Source organism: Stenotrophomonas sp. YJH_SMC_80, from assembly GCF_059372495.1.
The window spans coordinates 1-17268 of record NZ_JCAFVP010000025.1; the positions used below are offsets into that span (position 1 = coordinate 1).

Consider the following 17268-nt stretch of genomic DNA (forward strand, 5'->3'; position numbering starts at 1 on the left):
ACAGCTGACGCCCGGCTGGCTGGCCTGCTCAACCGCACCGCGCTTGAACTCGGTGCTGAACTTCCTTCGCTTCGACATGAACACTCCTCATGGCCTTGATCGGCCTTCTCGTAAGTGTCCGTGAAAACGGGGGTGAACCCCTGGCATCCTGATCGGCATGGTGGTGCTGCTGTGTGTGATGTGGCTGGCCACGATCGTGCCACTGATCGCCGTGACCGTGCGCCGCCTACATGACTGCAACCAGTCGGGCTGGTTGTACCTGCTGGCATTGGTGCCGGGTGGGGGCATCGTGATCCTGATCTTCGCGCTGCTGCCGGGCACGCCGCAGGAGAACATTTATGGTCCGGTTCCTACGGGGCCGTGACCTTGCATGAGTCGAGCATGGCTTGACTCGCAGCGGCAAAGAAGAGAAGCCGGCGTTTCGCCGGCTTCGTCGTTACTTCAGGCTGCAATCGCCGAAGGACAGGTAGTCAGAGCCGGAGCTGAACTGCAGCGTGCAGCTGGCGGTGAACACGGCACCTTCTTCCAGTGCGCCGAGCTTGGCGGCCTGCTGTTCGTCGTCGGTGGTCAGCCGGGCCAGGACATTGCCCTGGTCGTCACCGGCCTCGATCAGCGGCTCGCCCGCCAGGTTGCTGGAAACGCTCAGTGCCACGGCAGTGAATGTCACCGTCTGGTTGAGTTGGTCCATGCTCAACGTCGAATTGCCGGCCTCTTCAAAGGCCTGGTAGAGCGTTGGGAGATCCTGCGCGGCATGGGCGGCCAGCGGCGCGAGCAGGCCGAGGGTAAGGGCGATCAGTGCGGTGTGCTTCAAGGTGTTCTCGCAGTCACGGGATCCATTCCCGTGGGTGGTGGTCAGTAGATCCACGCCATGCGTGGATAGGTTTGGCAATAGACAGGGCGCGGCCGATGGCACGATCACCCATCCGTCCGCAGCCCTGCGAGGGTAGGGCGCTCCTGCGCCCCGCTGCCGGGCAAAATAGTGGATTCAGTGTTTCCGGCGCAACCGGGAAAATGAACGTATCGCGCGCGTGATACACAGTGTGACGTTTGATCGATGTGATAATCATTCGCGTTTAAGGTAGACTGCGGTCCCCTATGAACCGGCGGCCATTGGTCGCTCCTGCCGCCGCTGATGATGCATTTCGTCCCGCCTTCGCGCCGTGGTCCGCTGGCCCGCGGCCTGGCCGCCTTGATGATGGGTCTACTCCTGGCCACGCCGTATGCCCATGCGCAGCAGCGCAATCCGCTGCAGAAGATCGGCCATACCGTACTCGACGAGCCGGCGGCCAGCTATCGCTTCGAGCATTTCGTGGTGGACAGTCCCGACCAGCAACGCCGCTGGCGGGTGAACCTGGCGATTCCGGCCAAGGCCGGCAAGACGCCATCCCCGGTGCTCTACGCGCTGGACGGCAATGCCGTTGCCATGGTGCTGGACCAGCCGCTGCTGGCCGAACTGGCCGCGCGCAAGGCGCCGCCGGTGCTGGTGCTGATCGGCTACGACAATGACCTGCGCATCGATTCCAAGGCGCGCACCCGCGACTACACCGCGTGGATCGACCGCGCCGACGATGAGAGCGGTACGACCCAGGCGGTCGGCGGTGGTGCTGCGGCCTTCCTGGATGTGATCGAACGCCGCATCAAGCCGGAAGTCGAACGTCGCGCACGCATCGATACGCAGCAGCAAGCGCTGTGGGGCCACTCGCTGGGTGGGTTGTTCGTGCTCAATGCGCTGTACACCCGTCCCGCCGCCTTCCAGTCCTATCTGGCGGCCAGTCCCTCGCTGTGGTGGAGCCAGGGCGCGGCGCTGGGTGATCCGGAACAGCAGTTCGTGCAGAACGTGCATGGCCAGCCGGCAAAGCTGTGGCTGATGCTGGGCGGTGCCGAGCGTGTTGGCGATCGTGGCAAGCGCGACCTGAGCAACCCACGGGTGGTCGCGCACCTGCGCCGCATTGGCGGTGCCACGCCGGATGCGGCGATGCAGTTGTCCGAGCGGCTGGCCAAGGTGCCGGGCCTGAGCGTGCAGTACCGCGAGTTCCCGGGGCTGGGACACGGCCCGATGCTGCCGGCCTCGTTCCATGCCGCGCTGCATGAACTGTACGGTGTGACCGACCGCAGCGCCGGTGACGGTGCCCCCACGGGTGGTGACAACGCCGCCGAGTGAATCCCTTCGCACGCGATGCCGTGCGACCCCACTACCCAGGCGAGGCTGCCGGCGTGCAGCGGCCCAGGCAACCGATGAATCCCGCGTCACGTGGCGCGGCCTACGTGTGCAAGGAGCCTTCCATGTCGTTCCGTCCGTCTTTCCGTCTCACCTCTCTCGCCGCCGGCCTGTTGCTGGCGGTGACCGCCACCGCGCAGCCGGTGTTCGACCAGCCGGCCAACGCCACCTTCAAGGGTGAAGTCGTCTCACGCGGTGAGAACGTGGTTCCCGGCAGCACTGCCGACGTGGTCGGCCGTGGGTTCGTGCCGGGCCAGAAGGTCAGCCTGCTGCGTGGCGACAGCGTGCTCAACGCGCAGCCGCTGGTGGTCGATGCTGATGGCAACTTCAAGGCCCAGTTGAGCATTCCGGCCGACGCGGTGCCGGGCACCCATCCGGTGGTGGTGCGCGCCAGCCAACCGGCTGCGGCCACCGTGCTGAAGCTGCGCGTTTCGCCGCAGCTGCCGCTGTCCGGCCAGGCGCAGTTCGCCACCCAGTCCAACAAGCTGGTGCCGGGCCTGTACCAGTCCGCCTACAGCGCCGCCAGCAACGCAGTGTTCGTGACCTCGGCGGTGGGTCGCCCGCCGGTGACCCAGTCGCAGCTGCTGAAGCTGGACCCAAAGTCGCTGAAGGTGACCAAGGCGATCACCCCGGCGCAGGTGCCGGGCAGCACCAATGGCGCGGTGTACGCGGTCTACGGCGTGGGCGTGGATGACGCCAACGGCAATGTCTGGGTCACCAACACCCGCCAGAATTCCATCGCGGTCTATCGCCAGAAGGACCTGTCGCTGGTCCATCAGTTCCCGGTCGATGCCGTGCCGCACGCGCGCGACGTGGTGGTCGACGGCACGCGCGGCAAGGTGTTCGCTTCTGCCACCGGCGAGGATCACCTGTCGGTGTTCGATGCGAAGACCTTCAAGGAACTGCCGCAGGTGACGCTGGAATCCGGCGTGGACGACGGCAAGTTCACCCCGATGAGCCTGGTGCTGGATGAGAAGGGCGGCAAGCTGTTCACCGTCAGCATCGGCACCCCGGAGGCTGCAGTGATCGATGTGGCCAGCGGCAAGGTCGAGAAGGTCATCGATCTGGGCAATTCGATCAGCGCCTCGGGCGTGGCCTTCGACGCGGCGCGCAACCGCCTGTACGTGGCCTCGCAGGGCACCGACAACCTGCTGATCGTCGACGTGGCCGCCGGCAGGGTGCTGCACGATGTGCCGGTCGGCGCCGGCGCGCTGAACGTCGCCTTCGATGATGCCTCCGGCCTGGCCTACGTCAGCAACCGTGGCGCTGGCACGGTCACCGTGGTGAACGGTGACGGCAAGGTGGTCGCCAATCTTGATGGCGGCACGCTGCCGAACCACGTCCGCGCCGATGGCAAGGGCAACGTGTTTGCGGTGAACAAGTCGCGCGGCGCTGAAGACCCGAAGGGTGACCGCATCACCCGCATCACCCCGAAGCAGTAAGTCACACGGTGGGGCGGCGTGCGCGTCGCCCTGCCAGCAAGGAGAATGTGCATGAACATCGCGTCCCGTCTGCGCCTGTGTGCGCTTCCGTTCGCTGTTGCGCTGGCGTTGGCTGCCTGTGGCGGCTCGTCGGCTCCCTCTGATGCCGATACGCCTGCCGAGTCGCCCGCAGCAACGGCGGCCGCTGCGGAAACCGCGCTGCCGGCAGGCTGGCAGCGCGTGGCAGGAGCCGAAATGCCGGCCGTGCACGGCCAGAAGGCGGTGCTGCCGGCCAAGGTGCATTCCGATGATGGCGCCGATATCGAAGTGGCCGATACCAGCCGGATCATCGCCGGTGGCGACGACGTCATCGCGGTGATCGAAGCACTGGGGCTGGGCAAGCAGGTATTTGCCGCGCCGACCAACACCACCACCCAGGCCGGCCTGGCCGCGCCGCACCAGTTCCTGTTCAACCGAACCACTGGCGTGGAGGGCGTGCTGAGCCTGCAGGGCTCGCTGTTCCTCGGCAACAGCCTGCGCCGCCATACCGAACTGGCCAAGAAGCTGCGCGAAGTGGGCGAGCCGGCGGTAGTCATCGATGACCTGCAGCCAGCGCCGGACAAGGTGCGCAAGGTCGCTGCTGCACTAGGGCTGGCCGAGGCAGGGCAAGCACTGGCCACGCAGGTGCAGCGTCAGCTCGACGAGGCTGCAGCGATTGGCAAGGGCCTGGGCCATGCGCCACGACTGATCCACGTGTCGGCCACCGGCGCTGGCGGCTCACCGACTGTTGCCGGTGCCGACAGCGCCTCGGCGCAGCTGATCGCGCTGGCTGGCGGCGTCAACATCGGCACCGAGGCGGGGGTGAAGAACTACTCGCAGCTGAGCAATGAAGGCGTGGTCGCCGCAGCGCCTGAGGTGATCCTGGTGACCGAGCATGACCTGCAGCTGTTCGGTGGTGCCGAGGGCCTGTGGAAGGCGTACCCGACGCTGAAGCAGACCCCGGCCGGGCAGGCCAATCGGGTCTGGGTGATGCCGGACGTGCAGCTGAAGTACACCAGTGTCGGTTCCGGTGCTGGCGCGCTGGCGCTGGCCAAGGCCCTGGCGGCGTTGCCGAAGGCATGAGTCCGGCGGATCGGCGCCGCCGTCGCGGGCGGGCGATGTTGATGGTGGCGTTGCTGGCACTGCTGGGTGCGGTGCTGGCCTCGTTCGCCGTGGGCCCGCTGCGGCTGCCGCCGCTGGAGGTGATGCAGGCGTTGGCGGTGAAGCTGGGCCTGCTCGATCCACAGGCGGTCAGCAGTCGCGACCTCGCCGTGGTCTGGCAGCTGCGCATTCCGCGTGCCTTGCTGGGCGCGATGGTGGGTGCGTCGCTGGCGATGGCCGGTGCCAGCCTGCAGGGCCTGTTCGGCAATCCGCTGGCCGACCCCGGGATCGTCGGTGTCAGCCAGGGCGCTGCGCTGGGTGCGGTGGCTGCCATCGTGCTGGGGGCCGCCGGTGCGGCAGGCTGGCTGGTACCGGTGGCCGCGTTCGTTGGCGGTGCGCTGGCGATCGGCCTGACCTATGCGCTGGCGCGGCCCGGGAAAGGCAGTGGCAATGCCACGCTGCTGCTGGTCGGCATCGCGATGGCCGCGTTCTGCTCGGCGCTGATCGGTTTCCTCACCTACATCGCCAGCGAAAGCGAACTGCAGTCGCTGGTGTTCTGGCAGATGGGCTCGCTGGCGCGTGCCAACTGGGCCGATGTGGCGGCGGTGGTGCCCCTGTTTGCCATCGGCGTGTTCGCGTTGCAGCGGTTGGCCACGCCGCTGGACATGCTGGCGCTGGGCGAACGCCAGGCGCAGCATCTGGGGCTGGACGTGACCCGCACGCGGCGTCGCCTGGTGGCGTTCAGTGCGCTGCTGGTGGGCTCGGCGGTGGCCTTTGCCGGTTCGATCAGTTTCGTGGGCCTGGTGGTGCCGCACGTGGCACGCCTGCTGGTCGGCCCCGGGCATCGCTGGCTGCTGCCGTTGTCCGGCCTGCTCGGTGCGCTGCTGATCGTAGTGGCCGACACCGCGGCCCGCACGCTCGATCCGCCGGCGGAGATTCCGCTGGGCTTGTTCTCGGCGGCGCTGGGCGCGCCGTTCTTCCTCTGGCTGGTGCTGCAGCAGCGCCGCAAGGCGGCCCCATGAGCGCGTTGCTGAAGCTGCATGAGGTGGTGGTGCGCCGCCAGCAGCGCGAGATCCTGCATGGCATCTCGCTCGCGTTCGAGCCGGGTACGGTGACCGCGCTGGTTGGCCCGAACGGCGCAGGCAAGTCCACCTTGCTGGCGATAGCGGCCGGCGACCTGCGCGCCGATGCGGGCGAGGTGAGCCTGTTGGGCAAACCGCTGGCCAGCTACAAGGCCGGGCCGCTGGCGCGCGAGCGCGCGGTAATGCCGCAGGAGCACGGTGTTCGTTTCGCCTTCAGCGTAGAGGAGGTGGTGGCGATGGGCCGGTTGCCACACCCTCCGGACCCGGTCACGGACGATGCCCGGGTGGAAGCGGCCATCGATGCCGCCGAACTGCAGGCGCTGCGCCTGCGCGAGGTGCAGCAGCTGTCCGGTGGCGAGTCCGCCCGCACCACGTTCGCGCGCGTGCTGGCGCAGGACACGCCGCTGCTGCTGCTCGATGAGCCGACCGCCGCGCTGGACCTGCGCCACCAAGAGCGCACATTGCGTAGCGTGCGTGCCAGCGCCGAAGCTGGTGCGTGCGTGATCGTGGTGCTGCACGATCTGAACCTGGCGGCTGGCTACGCCGATCGCATCGTGCTGCTGGAACAGGGCAGGGTGGCGGCCGATGGTACGCCGCTGCAGGTGCTGACCGAAGACAACCTGCAGCGCGTCTACCAGCAGGACGTGGTGGTGCTGGAGCACCCAAGGCGCGGGGTGCCGCTGGTGGTGGTGACCTGAGCGAGGGCCCGCCAGGTTGCTCCGGGTATCATGATTGCTTCGTTTTCTTCAATGGACTGATGCCATGTTCCGCACCGTTACCTGCAGCGTGCTGCTCGCCGCAATGATTGCTTCCGCTTGCGCTGCCAATGCGGCTTCGACCGCTCAGGTTTCGCTGACCGACGCGGCCGAGAACGCCTCGCTGATCGAGACCCGACATTCCAGTAGCGACGGTGCCGCTGTGACGTCGATGAAGACGCAGTACTTCGCCAACGAGGAAATGTCGGTGAGCTGGGACGACCAGCAGGTGCTGGTGCTGTGCAGGGAGGCGGCGTACCTGAAGATTCCTGCGACCAAGCTCAAGGCCGGAGCGTTGACCTCCGAGCAGCGGCAGATGATCGTCTATCAGGCGCTGATGTCAGGCCTGGGGGCTGTCGCGGGCGTCATCGGGCCGGCAGGCGAGGTGTTGACCGTGGCCGATGACGGCAGCGAGACCCGCAGCGTTGGCGAAAGCAGCTGGGCCTATGGTGTTGAGCGATACGAGGTGATCACCCAGCGGCTGCCGGACGGTGCACTTCGGGTCCGGACCCGCAAGACGGAAACCGTGAACACCACGCCTCCGGCGGGCCCGGACGACATGTTCAGTACCGAGGACGATCAGGCGGCACGCCTGTCGGAACTGGCGCCGGTGGGCAGCTGGACCGAAGTGGTGGTCCACGGTGGCGCACGGCTGCCACACATGGACCCGGCGACGTCGCTGAAGGGGTGGATCTCGATGGGGGATGACCAGGCGGCGATCGTGGGTGAGGCGCGCAAGCTGCACCACTGCAAGTAGGGCATGGCAGGGGTCAGAGCCCTTTGCTTTGGGCAAAGGGATCTGACCCCGATGTCGGTCGGCCCCATCGTTCTATTAATGTGTGCAATATTCACTTGCGCGCCAGATTGGCAGGTCTAGAATGCGCCCCATGAACCGGATGCCGCTCCTGAAGTTTTTCACCCTGACCCGCGCAAGCGCGGAACGGGCGTGTCTGCCTGGAGCCCCACGAGGCCGTTGAAGCGGCCATCGCTGGACCTTCAACAGAGCGCCCTCCGGGGCGCTCTTTTCGTTTTTGTTTTTTGTGAGTCGACTAACAGTCGACTCTACCCAGTCGACTCTACCAAGTACTGCGAAGGAGAACGTGCCATGCACCAGATCGCCGAGACCGAACGCTAGCCGCGCACCCTGTCGCCAACCGGGGTGTGCGGCCCCTGAAGTTGGCTTTGCAGGAACCTCTTTATGAACACCCACGTCCTTTCCCGTCGTCGCAACCTTGGCATCATTGCCCACATCGACGCCGGCAAAACCACGCTGACCGAACGCCTGCTGTGGAAAAGCGGCGAGATCCACCGCGTCGGCGAAGTGCACGACGGCAATGCAACCACCGATTTCTCGGCGATCGAGCGCGAACGCGGCATCACCATCGGCGCTGCCGCCGTGCAGGCGCAGTGGGCGCCACGTGACCTGCCGCCGCATCGGCTGACCCTGATCGACACCCCCGGCCATATCGACTTCGCCATCGAAGTCGAACGTTCGCTGCGCGTGCTCGACGGTGCCGTGGCCGTGTTCTCGGCGGTGGACGGCGTGCAGCCGCAGTCCGAGACGGTATGGCGCCAGGCGCGTCGCCATCGCGTGCCGCTGATCGCCTTCGTCAACAAGATGGACCGCGTCGGCGCTTCGTTCGAGCGCGTGCTGGAGCAGCTGCAGGACAAACTGCAGGCGCGGCCGTGGGCATTGGGCGTGCCGCAGGGCAGCGAAAGCGGCTTCAACGGCTGGGTCGACCTGGTCGATGAGCGCGTACTGCACTGGCAGGACGGTGCGGCGACGATCATCACCCCGTGGGACGATGCGGCACGGGCGCAGTGGCAGGCTCAGCGCGATGCGCTGGTCGAAGCCGTGGCCGATCACGATGAACAACTGGCCGATGCCTGGCTGGAAGGTCGCGTGATCGATGCCGAACAGCTGCGCGCGGCGATCCGCCGGGCGACGCTGGCGGGTGCGGGCGTGCCCGTGCTGGCCGGTGCTGCGTTCAAGGACAAGGGTATCGAGACGCTGCTCGATGCCGTGGTCGATTACCTGCCGTCGCCGCTGGATCGCCCTGCCGTGACCGCCGAAAGCGAGAGCGGCGAGGTGGTGCTGCCGCCGGATCCGGACGGTCCGCTGGCGGGCCTGCTGTTCAAGATCACCCACCAACAGCACGGCGCGCTGAGCTTCGTGCGGCTGTACTCGGGGACCTTGAAGGTGGGCGACGCGGTGGCCAGCTCGCAGCACCCACAGGGACGGCGTGTCAGCCGGCTGGTGCGGGTGCAGGCCGACCAGACCCACGACATCGAGCAGGCCGTGGCCGGTGACATTGTCGCGGTGCTGGGCTGGAAGGATGCGGTCAGTGGCGAAACGCTGAGCGGCCGTTCGCAGCCGCTGCGCCTGGAGAACATCCAGGCCCAGGCGCCGGTGCTGGCGTGGCGCCTGGAGCCGGCGCGTGCGGCCGACCTGATCCGGATGGCGCAGGGCCTGGCCAGCCTGGCCCAGGAAGACCCGTCGTTCCGCGTCGAAACCGATCGCGACACGGCGGAAACCCTGGTCTGGGGCATGGGCGAGCTGCACCTGGAGGTGATGGTCGAGCGCCTGCGCAGCGAATGGAAGGTCGACGTGGGCGTAGGTGCGCCGCGCGTGGCCTACCAGGAGACGCCGCTGCGCGCGATGACGGGTGTCGTCGGGCGGCTGGTCAAGCAGACCGGTGGCCAGGGCCAGTTCGCGCACGTGGTGCTGGATGTGTCGCCGCGTGAGGACGACCAAGTGGTGTTCAACGACCGCATCGTCGGTGGCGTGGTGCCGCGCAGCTTCATCGCTGCGGTGGAGAAGGGTGTACGTGCCGCGCTGTCGGAAGGGCCGCAGGGTCATCCGGTGGTCGGTATCGAGGTCAGTCTTGTCGATGGCCAGACCCATGCCAAGGACTCTTCGGAGATGGCGTTCCATCGCGCGGGTGCCGAGGCGATCAAGGCCGCGCTGGCCGGAGGTGGCACGCAGCTGCTGGAACCGGTGATGGCGGTGACGGTGCATTCGCCGTCGGCGTCGGTGGGCGATGTGGTCGGCGACCTCAACCGGCGCCACGGTCGCATCGCCCGCATCGAGGACCAGGACGGTCGCGCTGAGGTCAGTGGTTTTGCGCCATTGGCGCAGCTGGTGGGTTACACCACGTCGTTGCGTTCGCTCAGCCAGGGGCGGGCGAGTAGCGAGGCGCACCTGCACGGCTACGAGCCGGTACGCGCTGCATGAGGAAAGGTGGGGAGCCCGTTCGCGGGCTCCCCTTTTTTGTGTTCGGGGCGCGCACCCACGCATGGCGTGGATCTACCGCGCGATCGGGTCGCGAGCTCTGCAGTAGATCCACGCCATGCGGGGATGGGGCCCTCGGGATGCGATTTTTTGCATTGCATCGCAACAAAACTGCAGAAAAGGCTGGATTAAAGTGATGCCTCACGATAAATTGCGCACCCCCCGTTGCTCGCCGCCGCCCGCACCCTTCTCATGCGTGATGACAAAGACCCCGGAACCCTGGAGCTGACCCTGCCGCGAAAGCGCGGCCGTCCGCCCAAGTTCGGGTACGCCATGAGTGACGCGCAACGGGCCGCGCGCTACCGCGCGCGCCGGGCAGGGCAGGCCAACCACGCGGATGTGCGCACCTGTTCGGACATGGTGCTGCTGGACAAGATCCGCGCAGCGGTCAGCGCGCGTGACACCGAACTGGCCGGTTTCCTGGTCCATGTGCTCTGGCAGCGGTACCCACTGCAGCTGAAATAGGCCGACGATGGGGTGGCCGTTGTCATCGAGCTTGTTGATAATGCGGGATTCAGGTTGTTCCCGCTGGCGCGCCCGGGATGGCAGGCGCGCATGATCGAACGGTTCCCAAGATGACCACCACCAGCGACACCACCACCGAAGCGGCGCCGAGCAACGCCCCCCTGTTCTACACCCGTCCGGTGCCGCTGCAGGCCGATGTGCACGCCGACCTGCGCATCCTGCCGGGCAGGCTCGAGTTTGCCGCGGGCAACAACGCCATTCCGCTGGTGCTCGGCGAGTTCTCGCTGGCGCTGCACCACTTCCCGATCCTCTTCGCTGGCCCGACCGCAGTGCCGATGGCTGCCGTTGGCGTATCCGACCAGAACCTGTTCATCAAGGATGGCCTGTGGGAAGACGAGGCCTATATCCCGGCCTACCTGCGTCGCCACCCCTTCATCTTCATCGACACCGGCTCGGACAATGATTTCCTGCTGGGCATCGACGAAGAGAGCTCGCGCGTGGTCAAGGGCGGTGACGAAGGCCAGCCGCTGTTCGTCGATGGCAAGGCCACCGACATGGTGCAGCAGGCGCTGGAGTTCTGTGGCCAGTTCACCCGTGAGCACGAACAGACCCAGGCCTTCTCCAAGGCCCTGATCGACAACGGCCTGCTGGTCGAGCGCAACGCCACCGTGCGTACCCCGGATGGCCGTGAGTTCAATCTCAATGGTTTCCAGGTCGTCGACGTCGAGAAGTTCGTCGCGCTGCCGGAAGCCACTGTGATCGAGTGGCATCGCAGTGGTTGGCTGGCGCTGATCCACCAGCATCTGATGTCGCTGGGTCGCTTCAACGATCTGACCCGTCGCCAGGTCGAGCGTCTGGCGGCCTGATCAGGCCCCGGGCATGGCTTCCGCAGCGCGGGAGCCATGCCATTGCTGAAGGACGCGCAACAGGCGTCGCGCATCGGCCCAGTCGGGTGTGGCGTCGCGACCCAGCTCCCACAGGTCGCCCGCCGTGTCCGCCTCTGCGGCCGCCCCGTATATCTGCAGGGCCCCCTGAAGCCGATGCGCGTGATGGCATAGGTCAGTGGCACTGGCGTCATCGATGGCCTGTTCGATCCGCAGCAGCTCGTGGCCGATGTCCGTGATGTAGGCGGGGTCACCTGCGGCTGTGCCCGTTGCGATGGCCTTTCCGGTCGCCGGCAGCTCCAGCGCCCGCAGCAGTGACTCAAGCTGGAGTGGCTTGGTCAGGGTGGCGTCGAACCCTGCTTTCCGGCAGCGCGCCACATGCCGACGATCACGGCGTGCCGACAGCGCGATCAGTCGCAACGGGGCACGCGCCTGCCTGCGCAACTGCATGGCCAGCGCATAGCCATCCATGTCCCCGAGCCCGATGTCGAGCAGGATCACGCTGCGCGGTCTCACGGCCTGCTCGGCAAGCGCGCTGGCGGCGTCGCTAGACGCGTGTACATCGGCACCCAGGCGGCGCAGCTGCTCGCTGATGACCCGGCGATTGAGGGCGTGGTCCTCCACCAGCAGCAGCTCAACCCCGCCCAGCGGCGTTCCCGCGCCGGCGCTGGCGGCTGACGTGATCTTGGCCTTGGCGGGGCGTACCGGCAGGCGCAGGGTGAAGCGACTGCCGCGCCCGGGGACGCTGTGTACTGACAGGTTGCCGCCCATTGCGCGGGCAAGCGCATGCGCGATCATCAGTCCCAATCCGCTGCCTCCGCGCTCCTTGCCGTCTTCGCCCTGCTGGAATGGCTGGAACAACACGGAGAGTTGCTCTGCAGTGATGCCGATACCGCTGTCGATCACATCCAGCATGAGCTCACGAGGGTGGTTGCCTGGCGTCAGTTGAAGGCGCAGCTCGATGCCGCCGACGTCGGTAAACTTGAATGCGTTTCCCAGCAGATTGTCGATGATCTGGCGCAGTCCTTCCGGATCGATGGCGACAATGGGGCAGGGCTCGGGGAGGCAGTCGAAGCGAAGCGCCAGCCCGCGCTGGCGAGCCTGGGGACGAATTCCATCCAGCGATTGGCCGCAGAGTCGTGCAATGTCGCAAGGTTCTACGTGCGGCTTGAAGGTGCCGCTGGCCAGGCGTGAGAACTCCAGCGAGCGGTTGAGCAGGTTGCGCAGCGAGGAGCCCGCGGCATGTGCAGCCGCCAGCGCTTCTCGCTGCCCCATGGGCGCCGACGGCTGGCTGAGCAGGTCGATCGAGGCAAGGACTGCTTGGGCCGAATTGCGCACCTCGTGGCTCAACATGCCAATCGCGCGGGCGCGGGCACGGCCTTCAGCACGCAGGCGCGTGTGCCAGGCATGCCACAGGAACGGGGCGACTGCCAATGCGGCAGCCAGGGCCGGCAGCCACTGCGGGGGCAGCTGACGCATCCAGTCCAGGACGTGCTCCAGCGAGGCGGGGGCCGCCTGTTGGGCCCATAGCTGCAACAGGCCGGCATGTTCCTCCAGCGTAATGTCGTGCAATGCCCGCTCGATGCGCTCCAGCAGCTGGCGATCTTCGTGGCGCGCAAGCAGGTGCAGGGCGGTGGAGAAATCGCTGTCGAAAGGCTGCAGGTGCAGGTGCCCGGCGAAATGCCGACGGATCAGGGGCCGCAGGGTCGTTTCCAGGCCGATTGCCAGATCGGCGGTGCCGTTTTCAACAGCTGCCAGCGTGGCGTGCCGATCGGCCAGGTGCAGCAGGCGGACGTGCGGATGGCGCGCGGCCAGCCATTCTGCATACGGCCCCCCTTCGAGCACGGCCAGGACCTGGTGGTCCAGCTCCGTGATATCGCGTGGCAGGCGTTCGCCGCTGCGGCCCGCGAGCATCGTCTTGCCACCGCGGAACGTGCTGGATGCCACCAGGCCGGGGCAGGGTGGCTGCAGGTGGTTGCCAATCACCAGTACCAGATCCGCTTCGCGTCTGCAGACGGCAGCCACCGATGCGCCGGTGCTGGGATGCTGGTGCTCCTGGAACTGCAGCTGCGAACGCCGTGCAACCAGATTGGCGTAGCCATGGGCCAGGCTTGGCAACGTCGTGCCGCCAGCGAGTGCAGCGGGTACCGGGTGCAGCGACGGCGTGGTCGCCACCCGGACTTCGCGCCCTGGCCCCCATTCAAGTGATGAGGCATCCTCGGCCGACGCGGCGGGAAGCAGGATGAGCGCCAACAGCAGGAGGGCGGATGTACGCATTCGATCGCGCATCTTCACGGTGATTCCAGCTGCTGCCGCATGGCGTAGATCTCGGCATCGTTGCGCAGCCTGAGCTTGCGCAGGGCCGCAACCTTCTGTGTGCTGACGGTCTTGATGCTGCGATGGCGGCGGAGCGCGATTTCCGAAACGGTCAGGCCCGCCAGCAGGAGCTCCAGTACTTCGCGCTCGTTGCGGCTGAGCACTTCGCAGTCTCCCGGCAGCGTGCAGTCGGGTGGCAGTCGCGGAAGGCCCTGCGATACCCGCACGATCGCGTCCGCGAGCATCGGCAGTGGTTCGGCCTTGCTGACCACGCCGCTGACACCCGTGGCGATGAGCTGGTTGATGTGGATCGAGGGTGAAAGGGTCGCAAAAGCGAGCAGGGTGACGCGAGGAAAGTGCTCGCGCAGCAGCGGGGTCAGCTCGGACGCGCTGCGATCGTCGCGGGCCAGGGTCAGATCGATGATCGCGACATCCACCCGCATCTGCTGGAGGCTGTCGATGAGTTCGTCGCTGCGGGCGTGGCTGGCGACGATACGGAAGCGGGCGTCGCGGGAGAGGTGCAGGGCAGTGCCGCGACGGACGACTTCGTGGTCGTCCAGTAGTGCCAGTCGCAGCGGGCGCGGGGCAGGAAGTCCATTCATGCGCAGGGAGGTGATCGGCGCCCATGGGGCGTGATGACCATTCTGGCGCTGCTGTCGCGGCGAACATCGAAATTGCTTGATTTTTGCGAATATTCCTAAGAAGTGATTCGCTGCATCCATCGATTCGGAGCTGTCAATTGATGGGATCGAATGCTACCGGACGGATTGCGGCACACGCCGCAGTCGGCGGATGTCGTAGCCCATCTCGGCGATGCGCTGCACGGCCTTCTGGTAGTCGCCGTCGGACACCTGCGGCGTACGCGCCATGTACCAGACATAGTCGCGCTTGCTGCGCGCCACGATGGTCTGGCGGTAGTCGTCATCCCGCCAGGCGATCACGTACTCGGCCTGGATCGGCCAGATGAACTGCATGCCCCAGATCGCGCCATTGCCTTCCTTCTCGACACGGCCAATGGGGTGCATCGACTTCTGCGGCGCATCGAAGCTGCCCTTGCGATAGGTGAAGGTGGTCTGGATGCGCCCGTCGGGCTTCAAGGCATAACTTTCCACCGCATCGTAGGCATCGCGTTCGGGCCAGGACGGAATATGGGCGATCACGTACCAGTCGCCCATGAAGCGTGGCACATCCACCGACGGCGCACGCGGAAACGGCCGGGTGTCGCTGGAGGAGCAGCCTGAGCCGAACAGGCCGACTGCGATCAGCGGAAGCAGCGAGAACATGCGCATGGGGCACCTCAGCGGGGTCGGAACAGATAGTGGGCGACCAGCCACTGCTGGCCGTCGTCGTAGCCGAACAGTTCGGCACATGCCATCCAGAACATCCGCCAGCGCTGCCACCAGACCTTCGCTGCAGCCTGGCCGTAGGTGGCGATCAGCACCGGCATCACCTGCTCGCGGGCGGCATCCTGGTTGGCCAGCCAGTGGTCGGCCGTGCGCTGGTAGTGGGTGCCGTCCAGCAACCAGCGTTGATCCAGGCGCAGGTCGCGCTGGAAATGCAGCAGCGTGTCGGCGGCCGGCATCAGGCCGCCGGTGAAGAAGTGGCGGCCCATCCAGTTGTCGCCGCCGTCCGTCTCGAACGGGTACATCAGTGTGCGATGGGCGAAGATGTGCACGAACAACGCGCCATCCGGTTTCAGCCACCGTGCGATGCCTGCCAGCAGGCGCTCGTAGTTGCGTACGTGCTCGAACATCTCCACCGAGACACAGCGGTCGAACCGGGCTGTCGGCAGATCAAGTTGGTTGACGTCACAGGTCAGCACCTCGACGTTGTCCAGGCCGCGCGCCTGGCACTGCGCCATGATGTGCTGGCGTTGGCTGTGCGAGTTGGAGACGGCAGTGATATGCGCCTGCGGGTAGCGTTCGGCCATCCACAGGGTCAATGAGCCCCAGCCGCAGCCCAGCTCAAGAATCTGCTGGCCATCGGCCAGTCCGGCGCGCTGGCCGTACAGTTCCAGCATGGCGTCCTCCGCCTGGTCCAGCGTTTCGCGCCCGGTGGGGTAGTAGCAGCTGCTGTACTTCAGTCGCTTGCCCAGGCAGGCCTGGAAGAAGGCTGCCGGCACTTCATAGTGTTGGCGGTTGGCTGTGTCGGTATGCAACGCGAGCGGGCTGTCGGCCAGCTCGGCGATGCGCCGGCTGAAGCGTGCCGATTGGCCCTCGATGCCACCCTCGCTTTCCTCATGCAGGCGCTGCGCGCACAAGCGGCGGATGCCCGCACGCAGCGCCGCATCGGGGACCAGCCCGCGTTCGGCCCAGGCGATCATCCCGGTTTCCGCATCTTCGGCTGGGTTCAGTGACGGGATCGCGCTCATGCGGAATGCTCCTTGGAAGAACGGGGAAACCAGGGAAAGAACATCGGTGTACTGCGCTGGTAGGCGCGATAGTCGTCGCCGCGGCTGCGCAGCGCCTGTTTCTCGGTGAATGGAATGCCGCTCAGATAGCGCAGGAACACGTACATCAGCAGCGGGCCGGCCCAGGCCAGCCACCACAGTGGCGAGCCGACCGCGAGCAGGACATAGGTGAACCAGTGCAGCCACTCGAAGAAGTAGTTGGGGTGGCGGGAATAGCGCCAGAGTCCGACGCGGCAGGTGCGGCCCCTGTTCGCCGGGTCGGCGCGGAAACGCGCCAGCTGGCGGTCGGCCAGGCTTTCGCCGCCGACGCTCAGCAGCCAGACCAGCGCTGCGGCCACCACCCACAGGGTCAGGTCGGCCCGAGGATTGGCAGCCACCGCCACGAAGGGCAGGGCGAACAGGACGATCAGCAACGCCTGCGCCATGAAGAAGCCGAAGATCTTGCCCTGGTGGCCGTGCCAGTATTGGCGCAGGTAGCGGTAGCGTCCGTCCTCTTCTTCGTGACGGACCCGGTGCCACAGATGCAGGGCGAGTCGACTGCCCCACAGGCCGCCGAGCACGCCCAGCGCGATCCGCGGCATCACCGCACCGTCGCCCAGCAGCGCCAGCAACAGCGCGGAGGCGCCCACGCCCTTTGCCCAGAGCACATCAACCACGCCGATGTTGTGGTGGCGGCGCTGCCAGGCCCAGCCCCAGCTCATCACCAGTACGGCGTACAGCAGGACCCACATTTGATTGATCATGACGACGCTCCTGCGAAGGGCGGCTGCGGGATGTGCATGCCGCGACGGGCGGTCCGGCACAGCAGGGAAAGCGCAATGCTCCAGCCCGCGCCCAGTACCAGCAGTCCTGGCCATACGGGATCTGCGAACCGCACTGCGTCGAAACCGCGTGCGGCAGACAGATAGGCCAGCGGTGCCAGCAGCAGGCCGAACAGGGCCGGCAGGGCCGGGTGGTGCTGCAGGAAGCGCATCGACGTGGTCAGCGTCATCGCGAACGCCGCCCACAACGCCATGATCCACGGCGGTGGCGCCCAACCCAGTGGGGCCGCCGCGTAGCGCACCGTGCCGCTGGCGGCGGCACTGGCGTCGACCAGCCATGCGCAGGCCAGTGCCAACATCAACAGCCGCAGATCCAGCCGGGGGCGCGGTGAGGTCAACAGCTGGCTGCCGATGTAGAGCGACGCGGCCAGTAGCGCGGGCGACTGCCAGCCGCGGCCCGCGCCGGCCACGGCACACAGCCAGACCAGCTGGTTGCCGAGCAGATTGGCCCAGAAGCGATGCAT

General features: G+C 66.7%; 17 protein-coding genes and 1 pseudogene. 10 read left to right on the plus strand and 8 right to left on the minus strand.

The features are described 5' to 3' along the window. Window positions 1-78, minus strand: a 78-nt coding sequence (locus AC5P99_RS20870) for a transposase (protein ID WP_495213335.1), incomplete at its 3' end; no start/stop codon positions are given. Window positions 79-142: 64 nt separating this feature from the next. Between AC5P99_RS20870 and AC5P99_RS20875 the strand changes: the two are divergent. Beyond that, a pseudogene (locus AC5P99_RS20875) lies at window positions 143-364 on the plus strand (DUF805 domain-containing protein); the annotation flags it as partial. A gap of 72 nt (window positions 365-436) precedes the next feature. On the opposite strand, the gene AC5P99_RS20880 reads toward AC5P99_RS20875, so the two are convergent. Continuing rightward, complete coding sequence (locus AC5P99_RS20880; RefSeq protein WP_049448146.1) at window positions 437-811, minus strand: hypothetical protein; 375 nt, start codon at window positions 809-811, stop codon at window positions 437-439. Between the two features lie 321 nt (window positions 812-1132). On the opposite strand from AC5P99_RS20880, the gene AC5P99_RS20885 reads away from it, so the two are divergent. The 9 genes from AC5P99_RS20885 (at window position 1133) to AC5P99_RS20925 (ending at window position 11239) form a co-directional block, all read left to right on the plus strand. After that, on the plus strand, window positions 1133-2161 hold the full coding sequence (locus tag AC5P99_RS20885) for an alpha/beta hydrolase (RefSeq protein WP_088436979.1): 1029 nt from the start codon (window positions 1133-1135) through the stop codon (window positions 2159-2161). A 122-nt stretch (window positions 2162-2283) separates the two neighbouring features. Further along, on the plus strand, window positions 2284-3660 hold the full coding sequence (locus AC5P99_RS20890) for a YncE family protein (protein WP_285311541.1): 1377 nt from the start codon (window positions 2284-2286) through the stop codon (window positions 3658-3660). Window positions 3661-3711: 51 nt separating this feature from the next. Beyond that, window positions 3712-4761 carry a heme/hemin ABC transporter substrate-binding protein gene (locus AC5P99_RS20895; protein WP_099596999.1) on the plus strand — a complete coding sequence of 350 codons (1050 nt, stop codon included), beginning with the start codon at window positions 3712-3714 and terminating at the stop codon, window positions 4759-4761. Further along, window positions 4758-5801, plus strand: a complete 1044-nt coding sequence (locus tag AC5P99_RS20900; protein WP_123958553.1) for a FecCD family ABC transporter permease — start codon at window positions 4758-4760, stop codon at window positions 5799-5801. Before AC5P99_RS20895 ends, AC5P99_RS20900 begins: the two co-directional genes overlap by 4 nt. Beyond that, a complete protein-coding gene (locus AC5P99_RS20905) occupies window positions 5798-6559 on the plus strand; it encodes a heme ABC transporter ATP-binding protein (protein WP_495213519.1) in 762 nt (253 codons plus the stop codon). The genes AC5P99_RS20900 and AC5P99_RS20905 overlap by 4 nt, the downstream gene beginning before the upstream one ends. Window positions 6560-6623: 64 nt before the next feature. Next, a complete protein-coding gene (locus tag AC5P99_RS20910) occupies window positions 6624-7373 on the plus strand; it encodes a hypothetical protein (RefSeq protein WP_495213520.1) in 750 nt (249 codons plus the stop codon). A 441-nt stretch (window positions 7374-7814) separates the two neighbouring features. After that, complete coding sequence (gene fusA / locus AC5P99_RS20915; RefSeq protein WP_495213521.1) at window positions 7815-9851, plus strand: elongation factor G; 2037 nt, start codon at window positions 7815-7817, stop codon at window positions 9849-9851. 249 nt (window positions 9852-10100) lie between these two features. Then, the gene (locus tag AC5P99_RS20920; protein WP_495213522.1) at window positions 10101-10373 is read left to right on the plus strand and encodes a hypothetical protein; all 273 of its coding nucleotides are present in this window, start codon (window positions 10101-10103) and stop codon (window positions 10371-10373) included. 110 nt (window positions 10374-10483) lie between these two features. Continuing rightward, on the plus strand, window positions 10484-11239 hold the full coding sequence (locus tag AC5P99_RS20925) for a SapC family protein (RefSeq protein WP_005409617.1): 756 nt from the start codon (window positions 10484-10486) through the stop codon (window positions 11237-11239). Here the strand turns inward: AC5P99_RS20925 and AC5P99_RS20930 are convergent, their stop codons facing one another. Genes AC5P99_RS20930 through AC5P99_RS20955 form a run of 6 tightly spaced genes read right to left on the minus strand, consistent with a single transcriptional unit; the run spans window position 11240 to window position 17268 of the window. Continuing rightward, entirely contained in the window at window positions 11240-13546 is a 2307-nt protein-coding gene (locus tag AC5P99_RS20930) for an ATP-binding protein (protein WP_495213527.1), read from the minus strand. Window positions 13547-13548: 2 nt separating this feature from the next. Continuing rightward, window positions 13549-14295 carry a LuxR C-terminal-related transcriptional regulator gene (locus AC5P99_RS20935; protein ID WP_495213523.1) on the minus strand — a complete coding sequence of 249 codons (747 nt, stop codon included), beginning with the start codon at window positions 14293-14295 and terminating at the stop codon, window positions 13549-13551. Between the two features lie 33 nt (window positions 14296-14328). Then, the gene (locus tag AC5P99_RS20940; RefSeq protein WP_049450240.1) at window positions 14329-14862 is read right to left on the minus strand and encodes a lipocalin family protein; all 534 of its coding nucleotides are present in this window, start codon (window positions 14860-14862) and stop codon (window positions 14329-14331) included. Between the two features lie 8 nt (window positions 14863-14870). After that, window positions 14871-15944, minus strand: coding sequence for an SAM-dependent methyltransferase (locus AC5P99_RS20945; protein WP_149501011.1), 1074 nt, complete (start codon window positions 15942-15944; stop codon window positions 14871-14873). After that, entirely contained in the window at window positions 15941-16726 is a 786-nt protein-coding gene (locus tag AC5P99_RS20950) for a DUF1295 domain-containing protein (RefSeq protein WP_495213524.1), read from the minus strand. Before AC5P99_RS20950 ends, AC5P99_RS20945 begins: the two co-directional genes overlap by 4 nt. Continuing rightward, entirely contained in the window at window positions 16723-17268 is a 546-nt protein-coding gene (locus AC5P99_RS20955; RefSeq protein ID WP_088436967.1) for a DUF2878 domain-containing protein, read from the minus strand. Before AC5P99_RS20955 ends, AC5P99_RS20950 begins: the two co-directional genes overlap by 4 nt.

Excerpts from the sequence above, each read along its gene's own strand:
- AC5P99_RS20890 (WP_285311541.1), top strand. The coding sequence starts at position 2,284 with ATGTCGTTCCGTCCGTCTTTCCGTCTCACCTCTCTCGCCGCCGGCCTG.
- AC5P99_RS20930 (WP_495213527.1), bottom strand. The coding sequence starts at position 13,546 with ATGCGCGATCGAATGCGTACATCCGCCCTCCTGCTGTTGGCGCTCATC.
- AC5P99_RS20940 (WP_049450240.1), bottom strand. The coding sequence starts at position 14,862 with ATGCGCATGTTCTCGCTGCTTCCGCTGATCGCAGTCGGCCTGTTCGGC.
- AC5P99_RS20925 (WP_005409617.1), top strand. The coding sequence starts at position 10,484 with ATGACCACCACCAGCGACACCACCACCGAAGCGGCGCCGAGCAACGCC.
- AC5P99_RS20900 (WP_123958553.1), top strand. The coding sequence starts at position 4,758 with ATGAGTCCGGCGGATCGGCGCCGCCGTCGCGGGCGGGCGATGTTGATG.
- AC5P99_RS20910 (WP_495213520.1), top strand. The coding sequence starts at position 6,624 with ATGTTCCGCACCGTTACCTGCAGCGTGCTGCTCGCCGCAATGATTGCT.
- AC5P99_RS20895 (WP_099596999.1), top strand. The coding sequence starts at position 3,712 with ATGAACATCGCGTCCCGTCTGCGCCTGTGTGCGCTTCCGTTCGCTGTT.
- AC5P99_RS20955 (WP_088436967.1), bottom strand. The coding sequence starts at position 17,268 with ATGCATCGCTTCTGGGCCAATCTGCTCGGCAACCAGCTGGTCTGGCTG.
- AC5P99_RS20905 (WP_495213519.1), top strand. The coding sequence starts at position 5,798 with ATGAGCGCGTTGCTGAAGCTGCATGAGGTGGTGGTGCGCCGCCAGCAG.
- fusA (WP_495213521.1), top strand. The coding sequence starts at position 7,815 with ATGAACACCCACGTCCTTTCCCGTCGTCGCAACCTTGGCATCATTGCC.
- AC5P99_RS20920 (WP_495213522.1), top strand. The coding sequence starts at position 10,101 with ATGCGTGATGACAAAGACCCCGGAACCCTGGAGCTGACCCTGCCGCGA.
- AC5P99_RS20950 (WP_495213524.1), bottom strand. The coding sequence starts at position 16,726 with ATGATCAATCAAATGTGGGTCCTGCTGTACGCCGTACTGGTGATGAGC.
- AC5P99_RS20935 (WP_495213523.1), bottom strand. The coding sequence starts at position 14,295 with ATGGATGCAGCGAATCACTTCTTAGGAATATTCGCAAAAATCAAGCAA.
- AC5P99_RS20885 (WP_088436979.1), top strand. The coding sequence starts at position 1,133 with ATGATGCATTTCGTCCCGCCTTCGCGCCGTGGTCCGCTGGCCCGCGGC.
- AC5P99_RS20945 (WP_149501011.1), bottom strand. The coding sequence starts at position 15,944 with ATGAGCGCGATCCCGTCACTGAACCCAGCCGAAGATGCGGAAACCGGG.